Annotated in this window: 17 protein-coding genes and 2 tRNA genes; 9 read left to right on the plus strand and 10 right to left on the minus strand. The window is 70.6% G+C overall.

The features are described from left to right. Positions 1–8: 8 nt before the first annotated feature. Positions 9–1,817 (minus strand): glycoside hydrolase family 15 protein, encoded by a 1,809-nt coding sequence (locus ABZ463_RS06845; RefSeq protein ID WP_362773814.1) that lies wholly within the window; start codon positions 1,815–1,817, stop codon positions 9–11. Between the two features lie 261 nt (positions 1,818–2,078). Here ABZ463_RS06845 and ABZ463_RS06850 point away from each other — a divergent pair, with 261 nt between their 5' ends. The 3 genes from ABZ463_RS06850 to ABZ463_RS06860 all read left to right on the plus strand — a co-directional run bounded on the left by ABZ463_RS06850 (position 2,079) and on the right by ABZ463_RS06860 (position 5,581). Further along, the gene (locus ABZ463_RS06850) at positions 2,079–2,810 is read left to right on the plus strand and encodes a hypothetical protein (protein ID WP_352010471.1); all 732 of its coding nucleotides are present in this window, start codon (positions 2,079–2,081) and stop codon (positions 2,808–2,810) included. A gap of 2 nt (positions 2,811–2,812) precedes the next feature. Then, the gene (locus tag ABZ463_RS06855; RefSeq protein WP_362773817.1) at positions 2,813–4,960 is read left to right on the plus strand and encodes a hypothetical protein; all 2,148 of its coding nucleotides are present in this window, start codon (positions 2,813–2,815) and stop codon (positions 4,958–4,960) included. A 168-nt stretch (positions 4,961–5,128) separates the two neighbouring features. Continuing rightward, entirely contained in the window at positions 5,129–5,581 is a 453-nt protein-coding gene (locus tag ABZ463_RS06860; protein WP_352010469.1) for a pyridoxamine 5'-phosphate oxidase family protein, read from the plus strand. A 121-nt stretch (positions 5,582–5,702) separates the two neighbouring features. Here ABZ463_RS06860 and ABZ463_RS06865 read toward each other — a convergent pair whose 3' ends face one another. The 5 genes from ABZ463_RS06865 to ABZ463_RS06885 form a co-directional block, all read right to left on the minus strand. Then, positions 5,703–6,155 carry a DUF5946 family protein gene (locus tag ABZ463_RS06865; RefSeq protein WP_352010468.1) on the minus strand — a complete coding sequence of 151 codons (453 nt, stop codon included), beginning with the start codon at positions 6,153–6,155 and terminating at the stop codon, positions 5,703–5,705. Further along, a complete protein-coding gene (locus tag ABZ463_RS06870; RefSeq protein ID WP_362773822.1) occupies positions 6,152–6,532 on the minus strand; it encodes a hypothetical protein in 381 nt (126 codons plus the stop codon). Before ABZ463_RS06870 ends, ABZ463_RS06865 begins: the two co-directional genes overlap by 4 nt. Positions 6,533–6,843: 311 nt before the next feature. Further along, positions 6,844–6,917, minus strand: a tRNA-Lys gene (locus ABZ463_RS06875). 121 nt (positions 6,918–7,038) lie between these two features. Beyond that, complete coding sequence (locus tag ABZ463_RS06880; protein ID WP_362773825.1) at positions 7,039–7,800, minus strand: nuclease-related domain-containing protein; 762 nt, start codon at positions 7,798–7,800, stop codon at positions 7,039–7,041. A gap of 158 nt (positions 7,801–7,958) precedes the next feature. Further along, positions 7,959–8,768 (minus strand): SDR family oxidoreductase, encoded by an 810-nt coding sequence (locus tag ABZ463_RS06885; protein ID WP_362773828.1) that lies wholly within the window; start codon positions 8,766–8,768, stop codon positions 7,959–7,961. Between the two features lie 115 nt (positions 8,769–8,883). Between ABZ463_RS06885 and ABZ463_RS06890 the strand changes: the two genes are divergently transcribed. The 3 genes from ABZ463_RS06890 to ABZ463_RS06900 all read left to right on the plus strand — a co-directional run bounded on the left by ABZ463_RS06890 (position 8,884) and on the right by ABZ463_RS06900 (position 10,442). Continuing rightward, a complete protein-coding gene (locus ABZ463_RS06890) occupies positions 8,884–9,537 on the plus strand; it encodes a helix-turn-helix domain-containing protein (RefSeq protein WP_362773831.1) in 654 nt (217 codons plus the stop codon). A 9-nt stretch (positions 9,538–9,546) separates the two neighbouring features. Next, complete coding sequence (locus ABZ463_RS06895; protein WP_352010463.1) at positions 9,547–10,137, plus strand: GNAT family protein; 591 nt, start codon at positions 9,547–9,549, stop codon at positions 10,135–10,137. 231 nt (positions 10,138–10,368) lie between these two features. Further along, a tRNA-Met gene (locus ABZ463_RS06900) sits at positions 10,369–10,442 on the plus strand. Here the strand turns inward: ABZ463_RS06900 and ABZ463_RS06905 are convergent. Continuing rightward, positions 10,402–10,962 carry a TetR/AcrR family transcriptional regulator gene (locus tag ABZ463_RS06905; protein WP_362774290.1) on the minus strand — a complete coding sequence of 187 codons (561 nt, stop codon included), beginning with the start codon at positions 10,960–10,962 and terminating at the stop codon, positions 10,402–10,404. The genes ABZ463_RS06900 and ABZ463_RS06905 overlap by 41 nt on opposite strands. A 152-nt stretch (positions 10,963–11,114) precedes the next feature. On the opposite strand from ABZ463_RS06905, the gene ABZ463_RS06910 reads away from it, so the two are divergent. Continuing rightward, the gene (locus ABZ463_RS06910; protein WP_362773834.1) at positions 11,115–12,248 is read left to right on the plus strand and encodes an FAD-dependent monooxygenase; all 1,134 of its coding nucleotides are present in this window, start codon (positions 11,115–11,117) and stop codon (positions 12,246–12,248) included. On the opposite strand, the gene ABZ463_RS06915 is transcribed toward ABZ463_RS06910, so the two are convergent. Together ABZ463_RS06915 and ABZ463_RS06920 are read right to left on the minus strand one after the other, a co-directional pair. After that, entirely contained in the window at positions 12,245–13,108 is an 864-nt protein-coding gene (locus ABZ463_RS06915; protein WP_352010460.1) for a DMT family transporter, read from the minus strand. The two genes, ABZ463_RS06910 and ABZ463_RS06915, sit on opposite strands and share 4 nt — an antisense overlap. Positions 13,109–13,360: 252 nt before the next feature. Beyond that, complete coding sequence (locus ABZ463_RS06920; protein WP_352010459.1) at positions 13,361–13,720, minus strand: VOC family protein; 360 nt, start codon at positions 13,718–13,720, stop codon at positions 13,361–13,363. A 178-nt stretch (positions 13,721–13,898) separates the two neighbouring features. Here ABZ463_RS06920 and secA2 point away from each other — a divergent pair, with 178 nt between their 5' ends. Together secA2 and ABZ463_RS06930 are read left to right on the plus strand one after the other, a co-directional pair. Further along, positions 13,899–16,100: an accessory Sec system translocase SecA2 gene (gene secA2 / locus ABZ463_RS06925; RefSeq protein WP_352010734.1), complete on the plus strand. Its 2,202-nt coding sequence runs from the start codon at positions 13,899–13,901 to the stop codon at positions 16,098–16,100. A gap of 64 nt (positions 16,101–16,164) precedes the next feature. Next, positions 16,165–16,968 carry a helix-turn-helix transcriptional regulator gene (locus ABZ463_RS06930; protein WP_352010458.1) on the plus strand — a complete coding sequence of 268 codons (804 nt, stop codon included), beginning with the start codon at positions 16,165–16,167 and terminating at the stop codon, positions 16,966–16,968. Positions 16,969–17,030: 62 nt separating this feature from the next. Here ABZ463_RS06930 and ABZ463_RS06935 read toward each other — a convergent pair whose 3' ends face one another. Then, complete coding sequence (locus tag ABZ463_RS06935; RefSeq protein ID WP_362773839.1) at positions 17,031–17,513, minus strand: metallophosphoesterase family protein; 483 nt, start codon at positions 17,511–17,513, stop codon at positions 17,031–17,033. Between the last annotated feature and the right edge of the window lie 15 nt (positions 17,514–17,528).

Here is a 17,528-nt window from a genome sequence, read left to right on the forward strand (position 1 = left end):
GCCCCGGGTCATCTCTCCGCGCGTCGTACGGCCTCCGCGGCGTTGATCAGACCGATGTGGCTGAAGGCCTGGGGGAAGTTGCCGATGGGCTCCCCGGTCACCGAGTCGACCTCCTCGGCGAGCAGACCGACGTCGTTGGCGTACGACGCCGCGGTCTCGAACGTCCGCCTGGCCGGGCCGCTCCTGCCCGCCATGGCCTGGGCGTGGGCCAGCCAGAACGTGCACAGCAGGAACGTGCCCTCGTCCCCGGGCAACCCGTCGGCCGCCTGGTAGCGGCGCACCAGGCCGTGCCCGTCGGTCAGCCGTGTGGCGACGGCGTCGACGGTCGCGCACACCCTGGGGTCGTCACCGGGCAGGAAGCCGACCATGGGCAGCATGAGCGCGGCGGCGTCCAGGTCCCGTGAACCGAAGGCCTGGGTGAAGGCGCCCACCTCCGGGTTCCAGCCGTGCGTCAGGATCGCCTCACGGATGCGCTCCCCGGTCTCCTTCCAGGCGGCGACGCGTTCGTCCGCCCCCAGGAGCGGGGCCAGGGACACGGCCCTGTCCATGGCGACCCAGCACATCAGCTTGGAGTGCAGGTAGTGCCGCTCGGGGCCGCGCACCTCCCACAGTCCCTGGTCGGGCTCCTGCCAGCGGCGGGCCGCCGTCTCCGCGACGCCGACGAGGAAGGCACGGGTCAGCGGGTCGGGCCGGTGCGCGTTCCGGTGGAGCAGACCGGCCGCGTCGAGCAGTTCGCCGTAGACGTCGATCTGGCGCTGCCGCCAGGCGTCGTTACCGACCCGCACCGGGGCGCTGCCGCGCCAGCCGGTCAGGTGGGGCAGCGACCGTTCGCTCAGGTCGCGTTCGCCGCCGACGCCGTACATGATCTGCAGGTCGGCGCCCTGGTCAAGCTGGGTGGCCGAGGCGCGGGCGAGGAAGGTGAAGAACTCCGCCTCCTCGACGTCGCACGTCGCGGTCGCCAGCGCCTGGAGGGTGAAGCTGGTGTCACGGACCCAGGTGTAGCGGTAGTCCCAGTTACGCTCCCCGCCGATGCTCTCCGGCAGGGAGGTGGTCGCCGCGGCGACGATGGCGCCGGTCGGGGCGAAGGTCAGGGCGCGCAGCACCCGCCCGCTCCGGTCCACCTCCCGCTCCCACGGCCCCCGGTAGCCCAGGTGCGTGTCCGACCAGGAGCGCCATCCGGCGACGGTGTCCGTGATACGGCGGTGGATCCGCTCCTGACTCCTGCGCGGCGGGTCCGGCGCCCAGCCCGAACTGGCCTGCAGCGCCATGCTCAGGCGCTCGCCCGCCTCAAGCGTCACGGTGCCGTGCGCGGTCGATCCGCTCACCCGCAGCGGCACCGGGACCGACAGCGTCAGGACGTTCGCGCCGCCCCGCGCGACCAGGCCGCCGGGCACGGACTCCATCAACGGCTGGACGAGCCCGAACTCGGGGCGGGGCGCGTACTCCACCTCAAGCGTCATCCGTCCCTCGACGCACGTCGCCTCGCGCAGCAGCAGGCCCGGCGACCCGGTGCCCAGCGCGTGCCCGCGTTCCCCCTGGCCGAGGGCGAGCGCGTCGCGCAGGACCACGGTCCCGTCCCGGCCGCGGAAGGTGGTCTCCAGCACCAGGCTGTGTTCCAGGTATCCCCGCTCGACCCCGACGGGGCAGGCGGGCCGTACGGACCAGTGTCCCGCGTCCTCGTCGAGGAGCCTGGCGAAGAGGGCCGGGCTGTCGAACCGGGGCAGGCACAGCCAGTCGATCGAGCCGTCCGAGGTGACGAGGGCCGCCGAACGGCAGTCGGACAGCATGGCGTGGTCACTGATCGGTCGTGTGCTCAAGGACGTGCACCTCGCCAACCGCCGGTGAGGATCATGGGTCACGCATCCCGGGCCCGGCACACCCCATTTGCCCCAAACTCCCCTTTTTCTGGATATACCCCCAGGTAGAGAGGCCAAGCCGTACCGGCGACCGGCCTGCCCCGTACGAACCAAGCCGGGTGCCCTGTCCGCTTCAGGACAGGAGGATGTCTGATTTACGACAACACACCTGGCGGTTCCCCTGCATCGTTGGCAGAGCCGAGGCCCCACAGGAGGTTCGCCATGGAGAAGTACGGCGCGCTGCTCACCGTCGACGCCGAGAAGTTCAGCAGACACCGGGACGTCGACCTGCCCCACCTCCACATGGAGATCCGCCGCGCCCTCTCCGCCGCCTGTACGGCCTGCGGCCTGGCCGAGACCTGGGAGTCCGCCCGGTTCAAGGAGAGCACCGGGGACGGAATCCTCGCCGTCCTGCCCGGTGAGGCGATCCCCACGCTCGTCGATCCCTTCCCCGCCCGGCTCCAGGAGGCCCTGGCCGCCGCCGCGCCGGAGCTGCGGGCCAGAGGGCTGAGGTTACGGCTGCGCGCCGCCCTGCACGCGGGCCTCGTGGACGACGAACGGGAGGAGGCCCCCGGCGTCTCGGCCGCCACCGTCACCGTCTGCCGTCTCTGCGACAGCGAACCCCTCCGGGACGCCATCGGGGGGAGCGACCCCGACGTCACCTTCGCCGCGTTCCTGCTGTCGGACCAGGTCTTCCGCGACTACGTCGCCGGAGGCCGTACGGCGTTGCGGGAGAGCCAGTTCACGGAGGTCCGGGTCCGGATGGACGACAAACAGTTCTCCGAGACCGCCTATCTGCGCGTTCCCGTACCGTCCGCCGTCGCCGCGCCGCTCCCCGAGACCGGTGTTCCCGCCCGGAACGACGGAACCTCGATCAGCGGGGTGACGATCAACGGGCGGGGATCAAGAAACGCCTTCGGCAACACGGTGAACGGCGACTTCAGGATGGGCTGAGCATGACCACGATCGAGGACGTCACGATCACCGGGGACGGCTCCCAGAACGTCTTCGGGAACACCGTCGCGCGGGACCTCATCCTCAACCAGCTCACCATCGTGCGGGGCCGTCCCGCGATGGTGCTGTCCGAGGACGAGGTCGCCGAACGGGTCAGGGCCTACATCCCCGCCTTCAACCACGGCCGGATCGTCGAGATCCTCGCGGCGGACCACGTCATCGCGCTGGCGGGCCCGGAGGGGGCGGGCGTGGTCACCACGGCCATCGCGGCGCTGCGGCGGCTGCACCCGGCCCTGCGCATCCGGTTCTTCTCCACCGGGGAGGACGACGTCGAGGAGGCCGCCGCGGCGTCCACGCCCTGCGGATACCTGATCCGCGCCCGCGACGAGGAGCCCTCGCGGCTGCGGTCCTTCCTGGCCGCGGTGCGCGCGTCGAACGCGTTCGCCGTCGTCGTCGGCACGGCGGCCGAACAGCGGCACCTCACCGAGTTCCTGACCTCGGTCACCGTCGAACCACCGCCCGCCAACGCCGTCTACCGCAGCCACCTCGCCCGCCGGGGTCTGTTCGACTCCCCCTGGCAGGACTGGTCCGGAGGGACACGGCTGCTGTGGGGCGCCTCCCCCGGCGACGCCGCCCGCCTGGCCAGGATCGTCTACGAGGTGAGCCGCAGGGGCGGCGACGAGCACGAGGTCGAGCGCGCCTACCTCGGCTGGGCCGAGGAGCTGCGCAAGTGGTTCGGCTCCCACCCCGGCCTGCTGGACCAGACCCTGATGATCGCCGCGGCGACGATCACCCCCGCCGACGAGACCCAGGTGTACGGCGCCGCGTCGTCCCTGGCCAGGCACCTGGAGATCACCCTGGCGGGGGGCGGCCTCGCCTGGACCCCGACCACCGGCCTGAGCGAACTGCTCGACGCCGAACGCGACGAGGACCAGATCGTCTTCCGCCGATACGGCTACGCCGAGTCGCTCCTGCCCCACGTCTTCGCCGAGTACCCCCTGGCCAGGATGGAGCTGCTCTCCTGGCTTGCCAAGCTGCCGACCGACACCGTCCTCGCGCTGGAAAGAACGCTCGGCCACCGGCTCGTCAGGACGTTCGCCGACCTCGCGGCCAGATACAACAAGTACGAGAAGATCACCCAGATGGCGCGGGCCTGGGCCACCGGATCGGCCGCCGACCTGGCCTACATCGCGCTCACCCAGACCTGCCTGCACCCCCTCGTCGGCGGCCGGGTGCGGACCAAGCTCTACGAGTGGTCGCGGGAACGCCAGGCCCCCCAGAGCCTGAAGCTCACCGTCGTGCAGGTCTGCGAGGTCCTCGGCCAGACCCACCTGTCGATCGCCATGACCCGGCTCAAGCACCTGGCGACCCACGGTGACGAGCGGGTCAGGCTTGAGGTCCTCGACGTGGCCCGCGCCCTGGCCGACCTCGACCCGGCGGCGGTCTTCTCCACGGCGCTGAAGTGGGCCGCGAGCACGGCCCAGGGCACCGGCGCGGACATGATCGGCAGGCTCGACGTCGCCATGCGTCTCCTGCTCGACCTGCTCCCCTCCTTCGGCGGCCCCGAACTCCGTCAGGTCCTGGAGACCGTCGACCACCTGGTCACGAACGGCACCCCCCAGCTCCGCTCCCGCCTGCTGGGATGGGCCAGGGAACTGGCCGCCGGCTACCCGGTCCACGTCCTCATCCTGGCGCTGTCCCTCACCAGGAACGACATCCCCTCCGTCCGGCAGCGGACGACCTTCGGCACCGATCTCTTCCTGACCCTGACCGTCTCCCTGGACTTCGAGGAGCACTCGTCGGTGCTGGAGATGTCCGGTCCCGTCGACCCGATGTCCTGCACCCTCGCCTGGCGGGCCGCCTTCGCCGCCACCCGGGAGTTCCCCCACTTCGGTGAGGCCCTGCGTGTCTGGCTGGACACCGCGGCCGCCCGCGAGGATCTGCGTACCGCTCTGGTCTCGGCTCTCACCGACGCCGCCCACCCCAGCCCGGCCTCCCGCCAGCTCCTGACGGACGTGGTCCGTTCCTGGGCCGCCGCGGGACCCGGCCGCCGTACGGTCAGGGAGGCGATCCTCACCCGCGTCCTGCTGCCCGAGTGGCGACGCTGGCTCCTGCTCGCCTGGGTACGGCTGCGCCCCACGATCCTCTGACCGTCCTGTGCGGGCTGTCCCGTCGAGACCGTTTCAACGGGACTCCCTGTTCGTCAGGACCACTTCACCGGGGCTGTGCCGTCGGGGCTTTCGTCGGGGCTTTCGTCGGGGCTTTCGTCGGGGCTTTCGTCGAGGCTTTTTGTCGGGGGCGGCTGCCACACTGCGGGGATGGCGACATGGCAACAGTTCGAGCGTGAGGCCGGTGAGCTGGCCTCGGTGGTGAGGGCCCGGTTCGAGGCGAGCAAGAGCCACGTGCTCGCGACCCTGCGCAGGGACGGCTCCCCCAGGGTGAGCGGCAGCGAGGTCGACTTCCAGGGGCCCGACCTGTCGTTCGGCTCGATGCTCGGCGCGGTCAAGGCCCTCGACCTGCGGCGCGACGGCCGGTGCGCGATCCACGCCCACCCGCACGACGACGGTGACGCCAAGGTCGCCGGGGTCGCGGTCGAGATCACCGATCCCGGCGAGAAGCTCGCCTACACCACGGGCGACGAGCCCCCCGGCGACTTCCACGCCTTCCGCCTCGACCTCCACGAGGCCGTCCTCACCTCGGTCGAAGGCGACGAACTCGTCATCCGCCTCTGGCGCCCCGGCCAACCGGTACGAACCATCCGCCGCAAATAGGGCCGTCAGGCGGCCAGGGCCTGTTTTATGGATCTTCACCACGGCGAGGATCCGCAAAGCAAGCCCTAAGGGGGATCGGAGGGGTCTCGGCCTTCATCGTTGGTGCAGGGCCGCCGCGTCATCAGGTGCTGAGAGAGCTCCAGCCGGTGATGCAGTCCTTTGCCCAGGCGGTGAGGCGTTCTGGAAAGCCTTCGGCGGGGAACGTGCCGTCCTGGGCAACGTCGTGGATGGTGACGCTGAAGGCTGTGGGCGGCGGGATGAGGGTGACCGGTGCACCGAAGGCGGCTTCAGAGGGTCGGGTGTCGCGGTGGCTGTTGGCGCGGCGGGTGTGTTCGGTGAGCCGGGTGACGGCGGTGAGCCCTCCGTCGAGGTAGGTGTGCAGGATCGTCCAGGGACGGGTTGGAGCGGCCCCGAGCAGGCGGCTGGGATGTTGGAGCAGGAAACAGGACACCGTGACACCGTGCAGAGAACCCCAGGGTGGGAGCCGAGAGTGGTCGAGTGCGAGCACGATCTCGAAGAGTTCCTGACACGGGTGAGGCCGAGTGGGTGCTCCGCATTCGGGGCAGCGGGTCACGGGTACCTCCTGTTCTCACCGGGTGAGCGTAGGTGTTCGGCACACCTCTTGCCGGTCCTGGCCGAGGTCTGATCGACGAACGGCCGCCGACATCGGGCACATTGTTTGACTCTTGCGAACCCGTCGTCCAGGATCACCAGCTTCGCCAAGGTGAAAGCGGCTTGCGCCGACACGCTGGAGGACTCGTAGCGCAGCCGCCAGCGGCCCTTTTCCGGGACCAGGACCGCGGACCCTTGGGCCAGGTGTTCGTTGAGAACCTCGGCCACGGCGTGCTCATCGGGGAGCAGGGCCACCAGTTCGCCAAGCGACGAGACGGCCAGCGCCCGCTCAGCGTTGATCAGGACGTGGCTCCAGGCTTCACATCGTCTGGCAGACATGCCCCTCCTGTATGACGAATTCATCGATGTCAAGCAATGCGCTGCGAGGCTAGGGGCTCCCCTCGCCGGAAGGTCAAGCGAGCCGTCGGCGAGCAGCCGATCTCAGCCGACCTCGGGGATGTCGAGCAGGAGTCCATGTCCAGACGAGAGCGGACATAGGGCTGACGCGCGCCCCGAACAGGGGCTGGGACATGAACGGGATCAGCGATGAGCGGTCATTCGCATGGAGCCGATGTGGGGGACTAACCACCCTGTAAAACGACACCGGCACGCCCACGATCGGAATCGTGAACGTGCCGGTGATCTCGCTGTGCGCCGCCAGGGACTCGAACCCCGGACCCGCTGATTAAGAGTCAGCTGCTCTAACCAACTGAGCTAGCGGCGCTTGAAGCCCTTGAAGGATAGCGCACTTCGGCCACAGGCCCGTAATCCGGCGGGAGTCAGTTCATCCCGCGCGACAAGCCGGGAAGTGCCGTCCGCGCTCTCACGGCTGACGGGGTGAGGCGTCAGTTCATCCTGCGCAGGACGCGGGCCGCGGTCCTGGCGAGCACCTCGACCTGCTCCGCGTCGAGATCCATGCGTGGCCCGGCCAGGATCCAGCGGGCGACCAGGCGCGGCTTGAGCAGGGTGAGCCCCTCGGCGCTGACCGTCCGCCTGAGTTCGCCGCCGTGTACGGCCAGCAGCGGCTCGATCGTCACGGGGATGTTCGTCTCGCGGGAGAGAACCTCGGCCAGGGAGTCGGCGGCCTTGACGAGCGCCTTGGCGACCGACGTGCCGTACTTCTCGCCGAGGAACAGCCGCTCGCCGTACTTGGCGATCTCGGTGTCCGGGGACCAGGCCTCGTTGTCGACCACCCAGACGCCGCCGGGCCCGATGACCAGGTGGTCGATCGAGGCCTCTCCGGGTATGGCCCGGCCGTCGAGGACGCGGTAACCGCGCCTGCGGAGGCTGCGGCGCAGCCGCCTTCCCGTGATGGTCTCGCCCCGGCGCCTGCCCCGCCAGACCGCGGTCGCCTCGTAGGAGCGCCAGGCCCAGAACAGGTCGCCCGCGCCGACCAGCAGTCCGCACACGAGCCCGAAGAAAGCGGGCGAGGGGATGGCGAACCGGTAGGCGATGACCAGCCCCACGGCCAGCCCTCCGGCGGCCTTGAGCCCGCGCATTTTCCAGCGCTGGTCCGCCTCCTTGCGCCAGAACTGCTCGTACATGACCTGGGGGGACAACCCGTGGACCGGGTCGTCGCTCGTCACGTAGATCGATCCGCCGGGCACAGCGAACTCCCGAGAGTCGAACGGTCAGGAAGACACGTGGATCTGCGGCGTTGAAGATCCTTGGTCATCAAATACCCGGCGGAGGGTTGGGGGCACCCCGGACCGTCCAAAGGTGATGGAACTAACACAAGCCGGATAGCCTTCGGGCCCCACCGGGGTCACGCCGTCTTCGCGGCGACGGGCGAGGAGGCCTCCACGACCTTCCTGGTGACCAGCCGTCCGATCAGGGCGGAGAGCCTGCGCGGACGGTCGGGCACGATGTGGGCCATGAAGAGGTTGCCCACCCCCGGCACGACGTAGCCCCGGTCTCGGTCGAGCGCGCGCAGCGCGCCGCGGACCACCCGGTCCGGCGTCATCATGCGCGCTCCGATCGCCGCGGCCCTGGTGCCGATCACGTCGAAGAACGCGGTCTCCACCGGCCCCGGGGTGACGGCGAGCACCTTGACCCCCCGGCCCCTGTACTCACTCCACAGCGCCAGGCTGAAGTTGAGCACGAACGACTTGGACGCGCCGTAGGTCGCGAAGTAGGGCGCGACGTGGAAGCCCGCGGTCGATCCCACGTTGACGACGGCACCGCCACCGCGGGCGACCATGCCGGGGACGAACGCGTGGGTCAGGCCGACCAGGGACACGACGTTGACCATGAGTTCCTCGTGCTCGCGCTCTGCCGGGATCTCCTCGAAGCGGCCCGCGGTGCCGAAGCCCGCGTTGTTGACCAGCAGGTCGACGGTCATCCCCCTGGCGGCGACCTCCTCGGCCACCCGTGAGGCGGCGTCGGGTGCGGCGAGGTCCTGGACGACGACCTCGGCCCGCACGCCGTGCGCCCCGCGCAGTTCCCCGGCCAGGCTCTCCAGCTTCTCCGCCGAACGGGCGACGAGCACGAGGTCGTGTCCGCGCGCGGCGAGCTGACGGGCGAACTCGGCGCCGATCCCCGAGGAGGCGCCGGTCACGAGAGCGGTGCTGTTCATCGCGAAACTCCCTCAACTTGGTTTCCTGGGTCATCAAGGTAGCAGCTATGGAGTTATCCGCAACATCTATGTTGCAGTTAACTTTCGAAATGGTGCGGTGATGTAGCCTCTGAGCATGGCAACGACAGGTCGACGGCTACGGGCTGACGCGGAGCGCAGCATCAGGACGATCCTGGAGGCGGCCGAGCGACTGCTCAGCGAGAACCCCGGCGCCACCATGGAACAGATCGCCGAGGCCGCCGGAGTCGCCAGGACCACCGTCCACCGGCGCTTCTCCAGCCGCGAGGCCCTCGTCGAGACCATGGCGACCTCCGCCTGGCAGGAGATCAGCGACGCCGTCGACGCGGCCAGGCCGTACACCGCGCCGCCGCTGGTCGCCATGCACCAGGCGACCGCCAACGTGGTCCAGATCAAGTCCGGCTGGCGCTTCGCCCTCGGCACCCTGCCCCCGCCCGGCGAGGAGGCCGCCCGCATCCACAACGAGGTGATGGCCAAGTGCGACGCGGTGTTCGCGCGCGCGCTCGAAGCCGGGCTGCTGCGCCCCGGCACCGACCCGCTCTGGGCCCGGCAGGTCTACCTCGCGCTGATCAGCGAGGCGGTGCACCACTCCCCCGCCGGCATGCGGGCTCAGGCCCCCGACGACCCCGACGCCCTCGCCGCCCTGATCATCGACACCCTCCTGTACGGCCTGGCACCCCGCAGGCCCGGTCCACCCGTCGCCCAGGACACGCAGGAAGTGGACCTTTCCGCAGGTCACGACCGGCCATAAGGTCGTCTCATGACCGCGACCATGCCGTCCCCCGTGACCCTCGAAGGTGAAGCCGTACGGCTCGAACCGCTGAGCGAGGCCCACGTCCCCGACCTGTTCCTCGCCGGAGGGGGCGACGACGAGGTGTGGCGCTGGCTCCCGGCCATCACCCCGCGCACCGAGATGGAACTGGCCGCGATCGTGACGCAGCTCGTCCACGACCGGCGCCACGTGCCGTTCGCGGTGATCCTCAAGGCGACCGGCCGCGCGGTCGGCTGGACCTCCTACATCGACACCCAGGGCTTCGACGAGAGCATCGAGATCGGCTGGACCTGGTACGGCAGGGCCGTGTGGCGCTCCGAGGTGAACACCGCCTGCAAGGTCCTGCTGCTCGACCACGCCTTCGGAGAGCTCGGCCTGAACCGCGTCCAGCTCAAGACCGACATCCTCAACCTCCGTTCGCAGGCGGCGATCCGCAGGCTCGGCGGCGTCCAGGAGGGGGTTCTGCGCCGCCACCGCCGCAGGCCCGACGGCTCCTGGCGTGACACTGCCTACTTCAGCATCCTGGACGACGAGTGGCCCGCGCACCGCAGCAGGTTGTGCTCCTTCGCGGTGAGGTGACCCGAAGACCGCACGGCCGGTCACTCGACGCGGCCCGGCCGCGACGCGTCACCGCGCGCGTACACACGGGCCGATCACGCCTTCCACAGCGTTGACGTGGAGCCGCATCTCACCGCGCGTACACACGGGCCGATCGTCCCGGCGGGGGAGGAATCCCACGTCCCGGTACGCCGGGAAAAACCGGGTGAATCCCCGCCGGGGCCCTCGCTACCCTCCTTGTACGGCACACACGCCTGCATGGCTCAGTCGGTGAGAGCGCCGCACTCATAACGCGGAGGTCCCAGGTTCGAGTCCTGGTGCAGGTACTTCACCGCCGCCCTCGCCGGGCAGCATTCCCCGTAGCAGTTCGGCGAGGCCGAGGCGGAGGTCGTCGAGGGTCGGCTCGCTTCCCGCTCCGGCGACGGTGTCGAACATCAGGCCCTCCCCGAACGCGACGACCTGGCGGCCGTGCCGTACCGGGTCGGGGGACCCGGCGGCGGCGAGGACCGCGACGGCTGGGTCGCGGAAGCGGCTGCCCGCCCGGTCGTAGACCTCACGCAGTTCGGGACGCCGGGTGGCCTCCAGGGCGAGTTCGTATCGGGCGATCGTCCGGTGGCGGCCCGCGGTGAGCTGCTCCCACAGCGTCCTGGCGGCCAGCTCGACGAGTGTCTCGGGCGAGCCGGGACCGGCGGCGTCGAGGAGGGCGGCGAAGGTGGCGGCCTCCAGCTCGGTGAGCCGTTCCAGGGTCAGTTCGAGCAGCGCGAGGCGGGTACGGGCGAGGTTGGAGGTCGACCCCGGCGGCAACCCCGCCTCCTCGTCGACCGCCCGGTGGGTCAGGCCGCGCATCCCACGTTCGGCCAGCAGGGCGATGGCGGTCTCCGCGATCAACTCGGCGCGTTGGGACTTCACCGTCCAATACTACGGTTGTAGTTACCCCGGGAAGAGGAGTAACCTTCACTACGCCTGTAGTGACTACACCTGTAGTGAAGGAGTGCGACGTGGCGCGCGCTGTGGTGATCGGAGCGGGGATCGGCGGCCTGACGGCGGCGGCGGCGCTCCAGGGGCGGGGCTGGGACGTGACGGTGTGCGAGCGCGCGCCCGCCCTCGAACCGGTCGGTTCCGGGCTCGCGGTCGCGGCGAACGCCCTGCGCGCTCTGGACACGATCGGCGTCGGCGACACGGTCCGCGGCCTGTCGGCGGTCAGGGGTGAGCTGGGCCTGCGGCGCCCCGACGGAAGCTGGCTGGCGCGCACGACCGAGGAGGAGGCCTCGGCGCGTTACGGCGACTCCGTGGTGCTGCTGCGGCGCGCGGATCTCGTCGGCGCGCTGCACGCCGCCCTCGCCCCCGGCACCCTACGGCTGGGCACCACGGTCCTGGCGGCCGATCCCGGCGGGGAGGTGCACACCGAGGCGGAGACCCTGCACGCGGACCTGGTGGTCGCCGCGGACGGCGTCTCCTCCCCCGTCAGGGCCACGCTGTTCCCGGGCCACCCGGCACCGCGCTACGCCGGGGTCACCAGCTGGCGGGTGCTGGTGCCGGGCGGCGGGGCCGTCCAGGCCTCGGAGACCTGGGGCGCGGGCAGGGTCTTCGGGGTGATGCCGCTGGCGGGCGGGCTGACCTACTGCTACGCGACCGACACGGTCCCCGCCGGCACCGGCGACGGCGACCAGCGCGCCGAGCTGCTGCGCCTGTTCGGCCGCTGGCACTCCCCGATCCCCGGACTGCTCGCCGCCGCCGAGCCCGGGGACGTGCTCAGGAACGACGTGTACCACCTGACGGCCCCGCTGCCCGCGATGCACCGGGGCAGGATCGCGCTGATCGGCGACGCCGCCCACCCGATGACCCCCAACCTCGGCCAGGGGGCCTGCCAGGCGATCGAGGACGCCGTCGTGCTGGCCCACGTCGTGAGCACGGGCGGGGATCTGGCCGCCTACACCTCGGCGAGGCTGGCGCGGACCGCACGGATCACCGCCAGGTCCGCCTCGATCTGCCGGGCAACCCGGCTGCGCAGGCCGCTGGCCGTACGGCTGCGCGACACCGCGACGGCGCTCACCTGGCGGTTCGCCTCCGGGCGGATGACCGCCGCGATGGACGACGTCCTCGGCTGGCGGCCCCCGCACGACCAGGGCTAGGAGGAGACCGTCGCGGGTTCGCGCACGGCCGTACGGCTGCCGCCGTGGTCGGGGGAGAGCCGCCCCAGGGTGACGGTCCCCCAGATGAGCACCGCGGCGGCCAGCAGGGCGGGGATCACGTTGGCCGCCCCGGTCGGCATGGGCTCCTTCAGCAGGATGGCCCCGGCGAGGATCGAGGTGATCGGGTCGACGACCTGGACCGCGGCGTAGGCGATGCCGAAGTAACCCACCTCGTAGGACTTCTGCAGCAGCACCACGGCGCAGACGAGCAGCACCGGGATCGCCACGGTGAACCAGGTCAGCAACCTGCTCAGATCACCTTCGAGACCGCCGCCGACCACCCGCACGAAGGTGGAGACGCTGGCGGTGACCGCCCCCGCCCCGACCGAGAGCAACAGCGCCTTGAGCGATCCGTTGGCCTTGCGCGCGGTCAGGTGGGTGACCAGCACGATCAGCCCGACGCAGGCGAGGAAGCCGAACGCCTGGCCGTTGGTCATGTGGGGTGTCCCGGCGTGCGCGGGGACCAGCAGCATCAGGCCGAGCAGTCCGACGGCGACCGCGATCGACCCGAGGATCTCCTGCCTGCGCGGGCGCCTGCCGTGCAGCACCGCCGCCAGCGGCACCGCGAAGACCAGCGTCGCCACGCTGATCGGCTGCACCACGACCAGCGGCGCGAGGCTCAGCGCGACCGCGTGCAGACAGGCGCCGGTGAAACCGATCACTCCGCCGAGCCACCAGCGGGGCCGTCTCATCAGCTTGAGCGAGGCCCCTTCCGAGACCGCCTCGAACTGCTGAAGCGCCGCTCCGAGGGCGTAGCCGAGCGCGCCGATCAGAGCGATCGACATACCGACCCAGGTCATCGCCACCCACCGGAAGCGACCAGACATGAGTAAAGAAGCGATTCTTGGGTCATCCCGCAAGCTTAAAGCGCGCCAAGGGCGGGTAAGGGGCCTCTCTCGTGCGCCAAGAGCGATTTTGGCCACAAAAATCCGCCCTAGTCAGCTTTTCTGCGGATTTTTTCGGTCCTGCACCGCCTTGTCCCCGCCCCTCCGGTACGGCGCCCGCTCCGGCCCCTCCCCTGCGAAGGCTCCGGAGCGGACTGCCCACCGGACCTACTGCTGGGGCGGGCAGACGCAGAACAGGTGGCCCTCCGGGTCGGCCAGGACGACCCAGTGCCCTCCCGGCTGGAAGTCCGGCCTGGTCGCCCCGAGCTCCAGGTAGTCCTTGACGGCCTGTTCCACGTCGGGGACCCGTACGTCCAGATGGAACTGCTTGTCCGGACCCGGCCAGACGGCGGGCGTGCGGTCGGGGTTGCGCTGGAAGTAGATGGTCATCGTGCCGTCGCCGACGGCGGCGTAGTCGTCCTCGGCGTACTGGACCTCGCAACCGAAGACCGCCGCGTAGAACTCCGCGAGCTTCCTGGGCTCCGCGCAGTCGATGTTCACGGCGATGAGCTGAGCGATCGTTGTCATGCAGCCCATCGTCACGCCCATACCTGTCAGCTCATGTCAGGATTGCGAAATCCTTTCCCGAACGCGCCGTTCCGCCCTCGGGCTACACGATGATCCGTTCGGTCGGTACGGTGAGGCTCGTTGTGAACCTCGTTGGAACGTGAACCCGGGGACGGGCGTTGGAGGAGACGTGGCCTCGATAACTCAGCGCATCAGACGGCTCCTCGAACGTCCCGGGTCGATCGACCTGGCCCCCTTCGAGCGGATCGTCGCCGCGGCGGGAAAAAGGGAGGATCGGGTTCGCGAACTCGACGAGCTGCCCGAGCCCTCGCTCGACGACCTGACCGAGTTCTGCGCCATCGTCCGGGAGGCCGCGCGGCGGACCCTGGGGCTGCGGCCGTACGACGTGCAGCTGGTCGGCATGCTCGCCATGCTCTCCGGCAACGTCGCCGAGATGGCCACCGGCGAGGGCAAGACCCTGTCGGGGGCGATGGCCGCCGCCGGATACGCCCTGCAGGGCAAGCGCGTCCACGTGATCTCGGTCAACGACTACCTGGCCCAGCGCGACGCCGAGTGGATGGGCCCGCTGTACGAGACGCTGGGCGTCTCGGTCGGCTGGATCGGCCAGACCTCGACGCACGAGGAGCGCAGGGACGCCTACGCCAAGGACGTGACCTACGGCCCGGTCAGTGAGATCGGCTTCGACGTGCTGCGCGACCGCACCCGCGTCGACGCGGCCGACCTGATCATGCCCGACCCCGAGGTCGCGCTGGTCGACGAGGCCGACTCGGTGCTGGTCGACGAGGCCAGGGTGCCGCTGGTTCTCGCCGGGGCCACCGACCCGGGCAACGCGGTCCCGGAGATGGCGGCGCTGGTCCGCCAGCTCGTCAGGGGTTACCACTACGAGCTCGACGACCAGGCGCGCAACGTGCACCTGACGAGCAAGGGCATCGACACCGTCGAGCAGGCGCTCGGGATCGACCTCTACGACACCCCGGCCACGCTGACCGAGGTCAACCTCGCCCTGCACGCGCACGCCCTGCTGGCCAAGGACGTCGACTACATCATCCGCGACGGCAAGGTGCACCTGATCAACCCGTCCCGGGGCCGGGTCGCGCTGCTGCAGCGCTGGCCGGACGGCCTGCAGGCGGCGGTCGAGGCCAAGGAGGCGCTGCCGCCCTCGGCGACCGGCGAGATCCTCGACTCGATCACCGTGCAGGGCCTGATCACCCGCTACCCGCAGCGGTGCGGCATGACCGGGACCGCGGTCGCGGTCGGCGACCAGCTCCGTGAGTTCTACGACCTCAAGGTCGCCGTGGTTCCCCCCAACCGGCCCTGCGTGCGGACCGACGCCCCCGACCGGCTCTTCGAGTACCGGATGGACAAGGACCGCGCCCTGGTCGAGGAGATCGTCGAGGTGCACGCGACCGGGCGGCCGATCCTGATCGGCACCCTGGACGTCGCCGAGTCCGAGCGCCTCTCGCTGACCCTGAGCGGCCGTGGCCTGGAGTGCGTGGTCCTCAACGCGAAGAACGACGCCGAGGAGGCCTCGATCATCGCGAAGGCCGGTGAGCGCGGCTCCATCACGGTCTCCACCCAGATGGCCGGGCGCGGCACCGACATCCGCCTCGGTGAGGGCGTCGAGGAGCTCGGCGGGCTGTACGTCATCGGTTCCGGGCGGCAGACCAGCAGCCGCCTGGACGACCAGCTCCGCGGCCGGGCCGGGCGGCAGGGCGACCCCGGCGGCTCGGTCTTCTTCGTCAGCGGCGAGGACGAACTGATCACCCACTACGTGGCCGACGAGTACGCCAGGGGCGTGCCCGACCACAGTCTCGTCGGCCACGCCCAGCGGGTCGCCGAGGGGGTGGACATGGAGATCCACCGCAACACCTGGCGCTACACCCGGCTGCTCGAACAGCACCGGGGCCAGGTGCTCGAACTCCGCGGCAAGGTCCTGCACGGCGACTCCGCGGCCCAGGCGCTGGCCTCCGCCGCCGCCGAGCGATGGTCCTCCCTTGAGGAGACGGTCGGGGAGGAGGTGCTGAAGGAGGCCGCCAGGCAGATCGTCCTCTTCCACCTCGACCGTTCGTGGGCCGACCACCTGGCCTACCTCGCCGAGCTGCGCGAGGGCATCCACCTGCGCGCGCTCGGCCGCCTCAGCCCGATCGACGAGTTCAACAAGGAGGCCAAGCCCGCCTACGAGCGGATGCTCGCCGAGGTCGAGTCGCGTTCGATCGAGACGTTCGAGGCGGCCACGATCACCGCCGACGGTCTCGACCACGAGGAGGCGGGCATCAAACGGCCGACCGCCACCTGGACCTACCTCGTCCAGGAGAACCCCTTCGGCACCGAGTGGGAGCGCATCCTCAACCGTCTGGTCACCAAGGTCCGCCGCCGCTGACACGCTTCTCCCCCGGGGCAGTGGGTAATGGTTTTGCCAACATGCCCCCGATATCGTGTTAATTGTGACCACCACCAGCGTGTCCCGCCCAGTCGGTGAACTGCTGCGCCAGTGGCGGGAACGACGGCGGATGAGCCAGATGGACCTCGCCCTCCAGGCCGAGATCTCCACCAGGCACCTGAGCTTCGTGGAGACCGGCCGCTCGAAACCGAGCCGGGAGATGATCCTGCGCCTGGCCGAGGAGCTCGACCTGCCGCTGCGCGAGCGCAACCACCTGCTGCTGTCCGGGGGGTTCGCGCCGGTCTACTCGGAGACACCGCTCAGCTCTCCGGAGATGGCCTCGGTGCGCGAGGCCCTCGGCCAGGTGCTGAGCGGGCACGAGCCGTACCCCGCGGTGGTCGTCGACCAGCGCTGGAACGTGGTCGACCGCAACTCCGCGACCGGGCTGCTGCTGCGCGGCGTGGCCCCGGAGCTGCTCGTCCCGCCGGTCAACGTGCTGCGGCTGAGCCTGCATCCCAAGGGGATGTCCCAGCGGATCATCAACCTGGGCGAGTGGCGGGCCCACCTGCTGCACCGGTTACGCCGTCAGATCAGCCTCACCGCCGACCCGGAGCTCGGCGCCCTCTGGCGGGAGCTGGACGACTACCCCTGTGACCAGCCGGTGCCCGAGATCGACCGGCCGGGCCCCGGTCACATCGTGATCCCGCTCAGGATCCGCAGGGGCTACCGCGAACTCGCCTTCTTCAGCACGATGGCCACCTTCGGCACGCCGCTCGACATCACGGTCGCCGAGCTGGCCATCGAGGCCTACTTCCCCGCCAACCCGGAGACGGCCGCCTACCTGCAACATCAGCACCACCCGGACTGACTCCGCGGTCACGGCCCGCGACCCCGCAGGCCGGGTGCCGCGGCCCCCGGGGACCGTGGCTCTCAGGTGACGGGGGCGATCTCGGCCTCGACGAGACGGCCGTCCTCGATCCGCAGGAGGCCCACGGTGCCGTGGGGCTGGCGCCGCCGGTCGGTGGGCGAGCCGGGGTTGAAGACGCGGAAGCCGCCCTCGCTCTCGTCGAACGGGATGTGGGAGTGACCGAAGACGACGAGGTCGGCGGTGGGAAACCGGCGGCGCATCCGGGCGATCCGCCCCTTGGCCGCGCCGCTGTCGTGGATCATCGCGACCCGCAGTCCGCCGAGGTCGAGTTCGAGCGTCTCCGGCGCCCGTACGTCCGGCCCGTCGTTGTTGCCCTTGACCACATGGACCGGGGCGTAGGCGGCCAGCTCGTCCAGGACCCCGGGGACACAGACGTCTCCCGCGTGCAGGATCAGGTCCGCGCCGTGCAAGTGCTCCGCCACCCGTGGCGGGCAGGACTTCCAGCGCCGGGGCGCGTGCGTGTCAGCGAGGACGACCACCTTCACGCCACACCCCTTCCC

It is taken from the genome of Streptosporangium sp. NPDC020145, from assembly GCF_040631275.1.
Lineage (GTDB): Bacteria > Actinomycetota > Actinomycetes > Streptosporangiales > Streptosporangiaceae > Streptosporangium.

Bases quoted from the DNA above. Each gene is read 5' to 3' on its own strand.
- ABZ463_RS06850 (WP_352010471.1), top strand. From the start codon at position 2,079: ATGGAGAAGTACGGCGCGCTGCTCACCGTCGACGCCGAGAAGTTCAGC.
- ABZ463_RS06855 (WP_362773817.1), top strand. From the start codon at position 2,813: ATGACCACGATCGAGGACGTCACGATCACCGGGGACGGCTCCCAGAAC.
- ABZ463_RS06860 (WP_352010469.1), top strand. From the start codon at position 5,129: ATGGCGACATGGCAACAGTTCGAGCGTGAGGCCGGTGAGCTGGCCTCG.
- ABZ463_RS06870 (WP_362773822.1), bottom strand. From the start codon at position 6,532: ATGTCTGCCAGACGATGTGAAGCCTGGAGCCACGTCCTGATCAACGCT.
- ABZ463_RS06885 (WP_362773828.1), bottom strand. From the start codon at position 8,768: ATGAACAGCACCGCTCTCGTGACCGGCGCCTCCTCGGGGATCGGCGCC.
- ABZ463_RS06890 (WP_362773831.1), top strand. From the start codon at position 8,884: ATGGCAACGACAGGTCGACGGCTACGGGCTGACGCGGAGCGCAGCATC.
- ABZ463_RS06895 (WP_352010463.1), top strand. From the start codon at position 9,547: ATGACCGCGACCATGCCGTCCCCCGTGACCCTCGAAGGTGAAGCCGTA.
- ABZ463_RS06905 (WP_362774290.1), bottom strand. From the start codon at position 10,962: ATGCGCGGCCTGACCCACCGGGCGGTCGACGAGGAGGCGGGGTTGCCG.
- ABZ463_RS06915 (WP_352010460.1), bottom strand. From the start codon at position 13,108: ATGACCTGGGTCGGTATGTCGATCGCTCTGATCGGCGCGCTCGGCTAC.
- ABZ463_RS06920 (WP_352010459.1), bottom strand. From the start codon at position 13,720: ATGACAACGATCGCTCAGCTCATCGCCGTGAACATCGACTGCGCGGAG.